The organism is Flavobacterium sp. A45, assembly GCF_002001005.1.
Taxonomy (GTDB): Bacteria; Bacteroidota; Bacteroidia; order Flavobacteriales; family Flavobacteriaceae; genus Flavobacterium.
In genome coordinates, this window is sequence record NZ_MUNX01000095.1 from 1 (window position 1) to 12,231 (window position 12,231).

The 12,231-nt window shown below is 34.1% G+C and carries 11 protein-coding genes; 8 read left to right on the forward strand and 3 right to left on the reverse strand.

Annotation, left to right across the window (positions count from 1 at the left end):
- Positions 1-65: 65 nt before the first annotated feature.
- Positions 66-2,174 (reverse strand): ATP-dependent DNA helicase RecG, encoded by a 2,109-nt coding sequence (gene recG / locus B0E44_RS12075; protein ID WP_077375334.1) that lies wholly within the window; start codon positions 2,172-2,174, stop codon positions 66-68.
- A gap of 216 nt (positions 2,175-2,390) precedes the next feature.
- On the opposite strand from recG, the gene B0E44_RS12080 reads away from it, so the two are divergent.
- The 5 genes from B0E44_RS12080 to B0E44_RS12105 all read left to right on the forward strand — a co-directional run bounded on the left by B0E44_RS12080 (position 2,391) and on the right by B0E44_RS12105 (position 7,009).
- Positions 2,391-3,335 carry a M23 family metallopeptidase gene (locus B0E44_RS12080; protein WP_077375337.1) on the forward strand — a complete coding sequence of 315 codons (945 nt, stop codon included), beginning with the start codon at positions 2,391-2,393 and terminating at the stop codon, positions 3,333-3,335.
- A 222-nt stretch (positions 3,336-3,557) separates the two neighbouring features.
- Entirely contained in the window at positions 3,558-4,004 is a 447-nt protein-coding gene (locus B0E44_RS12085) for a YhcH/YjgK/YiaL family protein (protein ID WP_077375340.1), read from the forward strand.
- 56 nt (positions 4,005-4,060) lie between these two features.
- The gene (locus B0E44_RS12090) at positions 4,061-4,606 is read left to right on the forward strand and encodes a DUF1697 domain-containing protein (RefSeq protein WP_077375343.1); all 546 of its coding nucleotides are present in this window, start codon (positions 4,061-4,063) and stop codon (positions 4,604-4,606) included.
- A gap of 87 nt (positions 4,607-4,693) precedes the next feature.
- Positions 4,694-5,125 carry a hypothetical protein gene (locus B0E44_RS12095; RefSeq protein WP_077375346.1) on the forward strand — a complete coding sequence of 144 codons (432 nt, stop codon included), beginning with the start codon at positions 4,694-4,696 and terminating at the stop codon, positions 5,123-5,125.
- Positions 5,126-5,524: 399 nt separating this feature from the next.
- Complete coding sequence (locus B0E44_RS12105) at positions 5,525-7,009, forward strand: aminopeptidase P N-terminal domain-containing protein (protein WP_077375352.1); 1,485 nt, start codon at positions 5,525-5,527, stop codon at positions 7,007-7,009.
- A 56-nt stretch (positions 7,010-7,065) separates the two neighbouring features.
- Here B0E44_RS12105 and B0E44_RS12110 read toward each other — a convergent pair whose 3' ends face one another.
- Positions 7,066-7,812, reverse strand: coding sequence for a diphthine--ammonia ligase (locus tag B0E44_RS12110; protein WP_124019325.1), 747 nt, complete (start codon positions 7,810-7,812; stop codon positions 7,066-7,068).
- Positions 7,813-8,145: 333 nt separating this feature from the next.
- Between B0E44_RS12110 and B0E44_RS12115 the strand changes: the two genes are divergently transcribed.
- Positions 8,146-10,209: a M1 family metallopeptidase gene (locus B0E44_RS12115; RefSeq protein WP_077375358.1), complete on the forward strand. Its 2,064-nt coding sequence runs from the start codon at positions 8,146-8,148 to the stop codon at positions 10,207-10,209.
- Between the two features lie 84 nt (positions 10,210-10,293).
- On the opposite strand, the gene B0E44_RS12120 is transcribed toward B0E44_RS12115, so the two are convergent.
- Positions 10,294-10,815 (reverse strand): hypothetical protein, encoded by a 522-nt coding sequence (locus tag B0E44_RS12120; protein WP_077375361.1) that lies wholly within the window; start codon positions 10,813-10,815, stop codon positions 10,294-10,296.
- Positions 10,816-10,944: 129 nt separating this feature from the next.
- Between B0E44_RS12120 and B0E44_RS12125 the strand changes: the two genes are divergently transcribed.
- Both B0E44_RS12125 and B0E44_RS12130 read left to right on the forward strand, forming a co-directional pair.
- The gene (locus B0E44_RS12125; RefSeq protein WP_077375363.1) at positions 10,945-11,709 is read left to right on the forward strand and encodes a TSUP family transporter; all 765 of its coding nucleotides are present in this window, start codon (positions 10,945-10,947) and stop codon (positions 11,707-11,709) included.
- 275 nt (positions 11,710-11,984) lie between these two features.
- Positions 11,985-12,231 (forward strand): hypothetical protein (locus B0E44_RS12130; protein WP_131828084.1); only part of this gene is annotated, 247 nt, incomplete at its 3' end.

The following is a 12,231-nucleotide window of genomic DNA, read 5'->3' on the forward strand; positions in this document are numbered from 1 at the left end:
ATATGAACCTAAGTGAATAAGTTTTTCTCATTAGATTCTCAGAAACTTAGCAACTCAAAAAAAAATTAACTAATATAATTCCAAATATTTTTCTTTTTGGTCAATTCAATATAGACCGCTTTCAGGATTGCATTTTCAGGTTTCTGCAAAGGAGCATCGTCCTTTAGAATTTTTATGGCATAGTTTCGCGCCAGCATCAAAATATCTCTATCACGTACAATATCGGCAATTTGAAGATTGAGTACACCGCTTTGCTGCGTGCCCATTAAATCTCCAGGACCACGAAGTTTTAGATCGACTTCGGCAATTTCGAAACCATCATTAGTGCTCACCATCGTTTCCATACGAGTTTTGCTGTCACTGGATAATTTAAAAGAAGTCATCAAAATACAATAACTTTGATCTGCGCCACGTCCTACACGTCCTCGTAACTGATGTAATTGTGACAATCCAAAGCGTTCAGCACTTTCTATAATCATCACACTTGCATTGGGTACGTTTACACCAACTTCAATCACCGTTGTGGCAACCATAATATTGGTTTTACCTTCGGAGAAACGCTTCATTTCGGCATCTTTTTCGACGGGTTTCATTTTTCCGTGAAGAATCGAAACTGAATATTGAGGCAATGGAAAATCACGAGAAATACTTTCATAACCGTCCATTAAATCTTTGTAATCCATTTTTTCCGACTCCTGAATCAACGGATATACAATATAGATTTGGCGACCCAGCGCAATTTCGTCCCGAATGAATTTCCATACTTTCAATCGATTCGAATCAAAACGATGCACGGTTTGAATGGGTTTTCGTCCAGGAGGAAGTTCATCAATCACTGAAATATCAAGGTCTCCATACAAACTCATTGCCAAAGTTCGAGGAATAGGAGTGGCCGTCATCACCAAAATGTGAGGAGGGATTGTATTTTTCTTCCATAATTTGGAACGCTGTTCAACTCCAAAACGGTGCTGTTCATCAATAACAGCCAAGCCCAAATTTTGAAATTTGACTTTGTCTTCCAATAAGGCGTGTGTTCCAATAAGTATCTGCAAAGTTCCGTTTTGCAGTTCTTCGTGAATGATTCTTCTAGCAGCAATTTTAGTAGAGCCTGTGAGGATTTTTATATTTATATCTAAAGACTTCGCCAATTCCGACAATCCTATAAAATGCTGATTGGCCAAAATCTCTGTCGGAGCCATCAAACACGCCTGAAATCCGTTGTCCAAAGCCAAAAGCATGCTCATAAAAGCCACAATAGTTTTCCCGGAACCCACATCACCCTGCAGTAATCGGTTCATTTGGGCATTACTTCCCATGTCGGTTCTAATTTCCTTGATTACCCTTTTTTGGGCATTTGTCAATGAAAAAGGAAGATGATTTTGATAAAATTCATTAAAAAATTCTCCCACTTTGGAAAAAGGATGTCCTTTTATTTTATGCTTCTGAATCAAATTCTTCGTTATCAATTGCAGCTGAATAAAGAACAGCTCTTCAAATTTTAATCGGAATTGGGCTTTCGCCAAAATCTCGGCACTTTTGGGAAAATGTATGTTGAACAAAGCTGCATTTTTTGGAATCAACTTGAGTTCGCTTGTCAAGTAATCAGGCAGCGTTTCGCTGAATAATGCCTGCGTTTCCAGAAACAGCTGCTGCATCATTTTATTCACTACACGATTTGTTATTCCGCGATTGGCCAATGTTTCGGTAGAAGGATAAACCGGTTGCATGGCTGATCGAAGGCTTTTTTCGTGTTCGTTCAAGAGCTCGATTTCGGGATGCGCCATGCTGTATTGACTGCCGTATTGCGCACATTTTCCAAAAATAACACAGACTTCATTGAGTTTCAAACTCTCTTTAATCCATTTGTGTCCCTGAAACCAGTTGAGATCCATTTGTCCTGTATCATCAACAAATGTGGCCACTAATCGTTTTTGGTTACGACCAAATTCAACTGTTTTAATATTTATGATCTTGCCAATAATCTGCACTTCGGCAATATTGTTTTGCAACTCATTAATCTTATAATAACGAGTACGGTCAATATAACGGTTTGGAAAAAAATTAACTAAATCCCCGTATTTGAAAATCCCCAATTCCTTACGCAACAACGCACCCCTATTGGGACCTACACCTTTGAGATATTCTATTGGAGTTTCTAGGAGGTTATTGGACATTTGATTTTTTTAGAAAATAGAATAAAGAGTATAGAAAATAGATTTTTAGTCCGTTCTCTATATTATTTGCTCTTTTTAAGAAAGCGAAGATAGTTTTTTGTTTGTGAATTTAAAAACAGAAAATATTATTGATAAAATAAGAAAAATTTTATATTTGCAAACTGTTTTTAAATAATTTTTAATACAAAATTTAATAATAAACCTATCCAAATTATAATGAAAAAAAGATTTTTTTATTTAACGCTATTCTTAATGGTATTAGGAATTCAAACTAAACAATTTGCTCAAGTTCAAAACATTACGATTACTTCAAATGCAAATCCAGACCAAAGTGTTGACTTTTATTATGAAAAGAAACAACCGGGCAGTTATTATTTAAGTTTAGAGTTTTCAAATATAAGTAATTGTAATATTCAGAATTATAAAACGATTGTTAGTAATTATTCTGGGAGATTGTTAAAACTTACGCCAATTGACAAGAATCAGGGTATTAATTATTCTTTTCAATACTATTATATAATCGGCAAGCCAAATCCTAAAATAGATACTGAATTTCAATATATCCTTCCGTTTAAAAATGGAAAAAAAATTAGAATTAATGAGGCTACTAATTTAGGGGAAATATATTTTGGGTCAGAGAAACCTAAAAACTGGAAAAATTATATTGTAAATTCTGAAAGTCCTGATACACTTTATTCTATGAGAAAAGGGGTCGTAGTACAATTAGTGAATCAATACGATGCCAGTTCATCTTCAGAACTGCATTATACAAGCAATAGAAATTCGATTACTATAGAGCATGCCGATGGTACTTTCGCTATATATGAAGGGTTAAAAAAAAACTCAATACTTGTAAAATTAGGGCAAACAGTATATCCGCAAACCCAATTAGGTATTATGGAAGTATTTAATACTAATAATTATAGAGCAAGTTTTTCTATCTATTTTTTGTATGATAAGGACTTTAAATTCAAGCAAAATCAAACTCTTAAAAATTATAAAAGCGAGTACGAATATATAACTCCTAATTTTGTTACTCAGGAAGGAATTCTTAAGGTTGAATCTGGAAAGGAATATACTTCAATATATAATGAAGCAGCATTGTTTCAAGAATTGACAAATTCTGAGAAGAAAAAGTACTTAAAAAATACTCTTTTTTAAATCAATAAAATTTTAAATTCCTTTGATATTTTTTGTAAAAAGTAAAAAATAATAATCATGAAATTATTCAAGATTATCAGCAAAGATAAAGTAATTGAAAAATAAAATTTGAAGTCAAAATATCAAAATTTAATCAAGAGTATTCAAAAAAAGAAATCTTAATTTAGCCCACAAACTTTGGAACACCAAGGTAAATTTGAAATCAATTAAAAAAAGCACAAAATGGTTATCGATAAAATTGAAAATTATAGACTATACAGCAAGCTTACCAAAAGATTGGCTAAAGGATTTGAATTTATTACTGAAACTGATTTAGTAACAATAGAATCAGGAAAACACCAAATTGATAATGACGATGTTTTCGCCATTGTTCAAGAATATGACACTAAGGAAGAGAAAGACTGTGTTCTTGAAGGACACCATAAATACATCGATATTCAATACGTTATTCAAGGAGTTGAGCTTATGGGATTTACACCGTTGACTAATCAGCTTGTTGTTGAAGAAAACTTAGAAAAAGATTACACTTTCTATAATGGAGAAACTTCAATGCTTAGAGTAGAAGAGGGGATGTTTACTATATTTTTCCCAGAGGATCTTCATAGACCATCCGTAAAAGCTGGAGAAATTTCGAAAGTAAAAAAAGTGGTTGTTAAGGTGAAAATTTAATGATCGTGAATTTATCGCCAGTAATCACAATACTTTTATAATTCAAAAAAACATAAATGACAACTCATCTCGCACTTCTTCGTGGCATTAACGTTTCCGGTCACAACATGATAAAAATGGACGCTTTAAAAACCGCTTTGGAAAACATTGGTTTTCAAAATGTGGTGACTTATATACAATCCGGAAATGTTTTTGTAGATACCGATGAGGAAAATGCTCCGGCTGTTGGTTTCAAAATCAAACAGGAAATTTTCAAAGTATTTGGTCATGAAGTACCTATCGTTGTCATTGGAAAATCCGATTTAGAAAAAAGTCTCAAAAACAATCCTTTTTTGAAAGAGAAAGAAGTTGACACTAAAAAATTATACGTGGCTTTTATTTCCATAGCCTTGCGAAGCGACAGTATCAATGATTTAAAAATGAGCCAAGTGAAACCAGATGAAGCGCATATAGACGAAAGCAGGATCTATATTAAATATGCAGTTGGAGCTGGAAAAACGCGTTTTGATCAAAAATACATTGAAAAAAAACTGAATGTAATTTCAACAATACGAAATTGGAATACGGTAACACAATTACTAAAAATGTATGAGGAAAGATAAATTTATCTTTTCTCAAAAATAATTAATAATCTGACGCAACCATCTGCTATTTGAAGCATCTTATTAAGTAACTCTAAAAACTTAAAGATGATTCGGCTTACCATTATTGTTATTTTCCTTACTGTTTTTTCTTCCTGTACTAAAGACACTGAAGAAAACACAACTGCAGCCGATTATAATGGAAAATGGACATTAGTCAAAATGTCTGGGAGCACGTTCAGCTCAGTAACTACTGGGGCTTCAATGGACTGGCAGGAATTCTATTTATTCAACAATAACGGAACATTTACAAAATCCCGAACGCGAAATGCTGTCAAAACAACAGTTTCGGGAACATATACTGCTCAAAATAATTCTGACGGATTATATCTAGAATTGACATATTCCAAAGACAGCGAACTTATAGGAAGCTGTTATGGAAACCTAAAAGAAGAACTTTATTTTTCAGTTCCTGCAACTTTATCCAGTACTTGGAGAAACTGTGATGGGCCTGGATTAGATTACGAAAAGGTAAATTGATTTGGATTGTTTACCGTATTGTTAATAATTTGAATGTTTGGTTAATTTTCAATTATTGCAATTTTTTGAAAAGAGGACTCTAAAGTGCAATGCTTTATTGTTCTCTTTTTCTTTTAAGCCAAATTCCTCCTTTTAGCCCCGATTGCTTCGCCAGTTCGCTGTCGCTCGTGTGAAGTGAAAATCCTTGTAAGCTGGGGTTCAGCTTACAAGATTGCAACGGAAAGCGGGAACAATATTTCCTGAAAAAGCCCAATCTTTCTGCTCCAAAAAATACTAATCGAGTTCCGTTTTTTATTGAAATCACCCTGAAGAAAATATACACCAACTGCAAAAAATATTTATATTTACTTTCAAATTATCAAAAAAACTAACCGGCATTAAATCTTTAAACTAAAACAAATGAAATTCAAACTCTCTATCATTCTCACTCTAATATTGATTTGTACTGCAATTGCTCAGGATGGCACGCCAAATGATTATTTATCGGCGCAATTTCACAAGGAGCGCAGAGAGGCTTTACGCAAAAAAATGCCAAAGAATAGTGTAGCGGTTTTTTTTGGAAATGCTGTTCGAAATCGTGCTAACGATGTTGATTTTATTTATCATCAGGATCCAAATTTTTATTATCTGACAGGATATAGAGAGCCTAATTGTGTTTTGGTGATTTTTTCGGATGACCAAACCAATAAAGAAGGCAAAACATATAATGAACTGATTTATGTTCAGGAAAAAAATCCAAGAGCAGAGCAGTGGACCGGTGTACGTTTGGGAGTTGATGGAACCAAAAAAAGTTTAGGCTTTGAGAATGCTTTTAACGGAAAGGATTTTCTAAAGTCTGGCATTGATTTTTACAGTTTTAGCAACGTATTTTTTACGGATTTCAAAGACGATTACCGCGATGCAAAAAGAGAAGAAGCCGATTTATACAAACTGATTGGTTCTTTTAAAAGCCAGATTGGTTATAACGCAAAAGCAGATACCAAAGCCAATTCTAATATTCAAAACGAAGTTAATGCAAGCAAAAGCATTTCTGGCAAAAAAGCAAAAACGGATACTAAAACTCTTGACACTTACATGGCTAGTTTGCGAGAAGTTAAGTCCAAAGAAGAATTGGCTTTGCTGACCAAAGCAGTCCGAATTTCGGCAATGGGACAGCGCGAAACCATGAAAGCCATGCATCCCGGAATGTCCGAAACTGAGATCCAAGGAATTCATGAATTTGTCTATAAAAAATACGGAAGCGAATACGAAGGCTATCCTTCCATCGTAGGTGCCGGAAACAACGGCTGTGTTTTACACTATATCGAAAACAGCAAAATGAAGGTCGAAAATGATTTGGTTTTAATGGATTTAGGAGCTGAATATCATGGTTATACTGCCGATGTTACCCGTACAATTCCTGCCAACGGTAAATTTTCCCCTGAACAAAAAATAATTTATGATTTGGTTTACGAAGCCCAAGAAGCCGGTATTGCAACTGTAAAAATTGGTAATAGCTTTTCAGCTCCAGACCAAGCTGCACGTGAGATTATCACAAACGGTTTATTAAAATTAGGAATTATCAAAACGGCCGAAGAGTCCAGAAAATATTTCCCTCACGGAACTTCCCATCACATTGGGCTGGACGTTCACGATCCCGGTATGTACAATACATTCGAAAAAGATATGGTACTCACAGTTGAGCCTGGAATTTATATTCCAAACGGAAGTAATTGCGATAAAAAATGGTGGGGAATTGCGGTGCGAATCGAAGATGATATTCTAGTTACTGCAAACGAGCCCGTAAATTTATCTGCCGATGCTCCTAGAAAATCCAGCGAAATAGAAACCCTTATGGCTGAAAAAAGTGCTTTGGATACATTCAATCTGCCAAAGCTGGACTAGAACATTTATTTTAAATATACTAAAAAGCTCAGTTGTGATTAGCAACTGAGCTTTTATTATATACTTATTTTTGACTGCAGATCACAATACCAAAATCCGTAGTCAAACGCATCCGAAGCTGATGTATCACAAGCAGTATCTGATGAACTTTCATCTTTTGGCTTTTCATATTTACGATATACGACTTCACCAACTTCAAATGAAATTGGTTTGCTGAAAATAGGCCCGTCAAAAGTAAAAGTGTGAAATTCTCCGTTTTCACCGCAAACATCCACATTTTCGGGTAAATCATTTATAAAATCCTGATCGATCACACGACCTACAAAACTTTTATCTAGAAATCGCTCATTAACACAAACTACAATCGTCTTGAATCCCAACGCAATAAACTCCTGAATCAAATCAGAAGTGGGAACTTTCCAAAGCGGAAAAACACCTTCAAAACCTATATCGGCCAATTTATCTTCTCTGTACTTTCGTAAATCTTCCAGAAAAATATCTCCAAAAATAGAATGGGTAATACCTTGATCTTTCAACTTAGAAAGCGTTGTCTGCATAACTGCTTCATACACTTCCATTGTTGGCATTTCGGGAATCTGCATAATTTCGAGAGGTAAACCAATACTTTTTGCCTGCTGTTTTAATAATTCAACTCGAACGCCATGCATCGAAATACGCTGAAACTGCTGATTGACACTGGTCAACAGACAGCAAATTTCATATTCATCATTTTGCAGGATTTTGTATAACGCTAAAGCAGAATCTTTTCCGCTGCTCCAATTAAATAGGGCTTTCTTTTTCAATGGTTTTGTGTTTATTGATTTATTTACCGCAAAGTGCATATTGTTTTCATATCGATAGAACCTAAAATTCACAATAGGAATATCACAATTTATTTTTGAAACGAAAATTAGCCACAGATGTCACGGATTCTACTGATTCTCACAGACTTTTTGAATAGCCCGTTTAAATTCGTTTGATCTGTAAAATCCGTGGCCTATCACGCAATCTAGGTTAAAATTACCATTTTCTTGAAATATGTAACAAATTAGTCTAAAAATAGTGATGCAAGTTTAGTACGAATTGTTCGTTAAACCTTTGTAACTTTGGAGAACTTAGTTTCAAATTTAATTTTAATGAAGTATTTTTTCCTGTTTATATCCGCATTTACATTCGCACAGCAAACCAAATCAGTTGATTTTAAAACCGTTAATGGGCATATTGCCATTGATCCAAACAGCAAAAGTGTTAATGGTGATGTTACCTATACTTTTGAAGTGCTAAAACCCATTGATACCATCAAAATTGACGCACAAAATATGACTTTTTCGAAAGTGGAACTGAATCATAAAAACATCTCATTTGCCACCAACGGAAAAGAATTGCTTTTGATTTATCCATTCCAAAAAGGTAAAAATTCAGTTCAGTTTTCATACGAAGCAAAACCCAAACAAACCATCTATTTTGTGGGTTCTGAAGCCACAGATAATTTACAGATCTGGACACAAGGGCAGGGAAAATATACCAGTCATTGGTTTCCGAGTTTTGATGATGTTAATGAAAAAGTGATTTTCAATATGGAAATTACTTTTGATTCTAACTATCAGGTTATATCAAACGGAGTATTAAAAAGCAAATCGGAAGATAAAAACAATACACATTGGAAATATCAAATGCAAAAGCCAATGAGTTCCTATTTACTAATGCTAGCCATTGGTAAATATGATAAAACTATACTGAAAGCAAAATCAGGAATTCCGTTAGAATTGTATTTGGATCCTAAAGATGTAAGCAGACACGAACCGACCTACCGCTATTCAAAAGAAATATTTGATTATCTGGAAAAGGAAATAGGAGTGAAGTATCCTTGGAAAATCTACCGTCAAGTTCCCGTTTCGGAATTTCTGTATGCTGGTATGGAAAATACAAGTTCAACATTATTTGCCAACCGCTATGTAGTCGATAACATTGGATTTGAAGACAGAAGCTATACCAATGTCAATGCTCATGAACTGGCTCACCAGTGGTTTGGTGATTTGGTTACGGCAAAAAGCGGTAAAGATCATTGGCTTCAGGAAGGATTTGCGACTTATTATGCTTTGCTTGCAGAGCGTTCTATTTATGGTGATGATTATTTTTATTCCAAATTATACGAATCGTCATTACAGCTAAAGCAAGCCTCAAAAACGGATACAATTCCGGTGCTGAATGCAAAAGCAAGTTCCTTGTCATTTTATCAAAAAGGCGCTTGGGCATTACACGTTTTACGCGAAGGAATAGGAGAGGAGCCCTTCATAAAAGCAGTGCGGAATTATCTAAAGAAATATTCTTATCAAAACGTCACTACTCAAAATTTCTTTGACGAAATCAAAAAAGTATCGGATTATGACTTAGTCAATTTTAGTAAAATATGGCTTGAATCACCTGAATTTAACAGTAACATTGCTAACGAATTACTAGCAAAAAACAACACTATGAAAGTGCAGCTTGAAGTAGTAAAACTTAGAAACAAACCATTAGTAGAAAAATATAATTTATTCGAAAAAACATTACAGTCTGAGGTTTATTTTACTGCAAAAGAAGCAATTGTCGGACAGCTTTTCAAAGAAAAATTTGAAGATAAAAAACATTTACTTCTCTTAGGAATGCAAACACAAAATATTCAGGTTCGACAAGCTGTAGCCAGTACACTCCAAAAAATACCTGAAGAATTCAGAGCCGAATACGAAACATTGCTTGATGATAAATCTTATCAGACTCAAGAGTTGGCATTGTATAATTTATGGAATAATTTTCCAAATAAAAGAAATGATTATTTAACAAAAACAAAAGACTGGATAGGATTCAATGATTTCAATTTGCGGATTCTGTGGCTGTCTTTGGCAGTTTCAACACCAGAATATGCTTCCAATAAAGAAACCTATATTCAAGAATTAGTAGATTATTCTTCTACTAAATATGAAGCCACAACAAGACAGAATGCTTTAGAATACTTATTGAATTTCAACATTATTAACGAAGCTATTTTAAAGAATTTAGTCAATGCTACAACGCATCACATGTGGCAGTTTTCTAAATTTGGGAGAGACAATATCCGTATTTTATTAAAAAATCCTGAAATCAGAAGTACTTTTCAAACCATCTTGCCTAATTTGAATGAAAAAGAACAATTTCAATTGGATAGATTACTTAAGGAATAGATTCTAAGATTCTGAGAGACTAAGACTCTAAGAAAAAAAACTCAAAAACTTAGTATCTCAGCAACTTAGCGACTTTAAAAAAAACTACCACATCTGACTAACTTCCTTCTTGATGTAACCCAAAGCCGCATTACTTGGTGTTTGTTTTTCCAATAAATCATTCAATAAAGCTTCTCGCAATTGATCAGCATTATTCACTGTAGGACTCATAGCACCTTTGCGAATCATTTGGATTGTAGCGTTTTTGGCAGTCGTAATGATAGTCCAACACTCATCGGTCATATAAATTTGCTGTGCCAAATTATGTTCAAATTCTTGGTCAATTTGTGCAATAACAAAATTTGCATAATCATTTTTATTCGTCGAAATAGGTGAAATTCTTGTCATTAAATTAGCAAGACTGATACGTTCCAAAAACAGCGTCATACGCTCGTATGCCTGTAAACGTAAGGGCATCGAATTTTTCTGCCCATCTTTCATCAATAAATAGCGACGTCTTCCTTCCTCGTTTTTAGTGTGTAAATTAAAAAAGTAATAAGCAACCATACCAGTGATAATGGCTGGCAAAGTATAACTCAGTAATTCAATCATTTTTGATAAATCCATTTTGTTTTCGTTTTAAAAAAGCAAAAATAATCTTTTTGAAACTAAAACAAAGGCAAATTTTTAGCAATAATTTAGAGCCAAATAGTATTTTTACCAGTTCAATATTCAGCCTCCAAATAAAGTATCCCAATGGAAACCTACATAATAATATTACTTTGTTTAGCCGCATTTTTTGCAGGATTTATCGACGCCATTGTAGGTGGAGGCGGACTCATACAAACGCCTATAGGCCTTATTCTATTGCCTAGTCTTCCCGTATCGACTGTTATAGGAACTTTAAAGATCCCTGCTTTTAGCGGTACAGCATTTGCGGCTCGTCAATACTTGAAGGAAGTCAATATCAATTGGAAAATCCTAACCCTCATGATGGTATTAGCCTTGCCCTCAGCTTTTTTGGGTTCGACATTATTGACCTATGTCAGTAATGATTTCATGAAACCTTTATTATTGATAGTACTATCATTATTAGCAATTTACACTTATGCTAAGAAAAATTTCGGGCAACATCAAGTCAGAGATATTTCTGCTAGAACTCAAATCCTTAATGCCATGGGAATCAGTTTTGTGGTGGGATTTTACGATGGATTCATAGGACCCGGCACTGGAAGTTTCTTAGTTGTTGCTTTCATCGCAATAATGGGATTTGATTTCCTGCATGCCTCTGCCAATGCCAAGATGGTCAATCTAGCGACCAATTTTGGTTCTATCTGTCTATTTATGCTCAAAGGCAAAATTATTTGGGCAATTGCTATACCCATGGCGATCAGTAACGCAATAGGAGGGTGGTTGGGTGCTAAACTTGCCATTAATCGAGGCAATAAATTTATCAGAATCTTCTTTTTGGTGGTCGTTGTAGGCACACTGATTCGTTTTGCTTATGATGTGTTTTTTTAATAATTTCATCAGATTGCTAAAATTTCTTTGAATGTGATTTTGAAAAAAAAGTGTCTACCACTTCTGCAATCAAATTTGCTTTTTTTCTTTCTGAAAGGCATTAGTTTATAGCCTTTACACGGTCACAACAAAACCATAATCCTCTGTTAATTTTTATATAAATACCAAACATTCAATTTAATACTGTACTATTTGGCATCATACTTGATAAAATAGAAAAATAAGAGGGTCAGCACTATATGAATTGTCCAATAGTCTTACAAATAACAGTAATCATGAAAAACAAAATAGATTTTCTAAGAAATGAAGCAATTCCAAAAAGAGATACATCAACTTGTAATCATTATGAAAAAGCAGAAGAATTGGTTAAAAAAACACCAACTAAACTAATCAAAGGAAAAGTCAAAACTTATAAAAAAAACGTTAGCCCCAAAAGATCAGATAATGAATATTTTGAAGATAATTTAGAACTAACTATAATTTCAAAGAGAATGTTGCTTTTCCTAAAAGTTTCTTCTATTT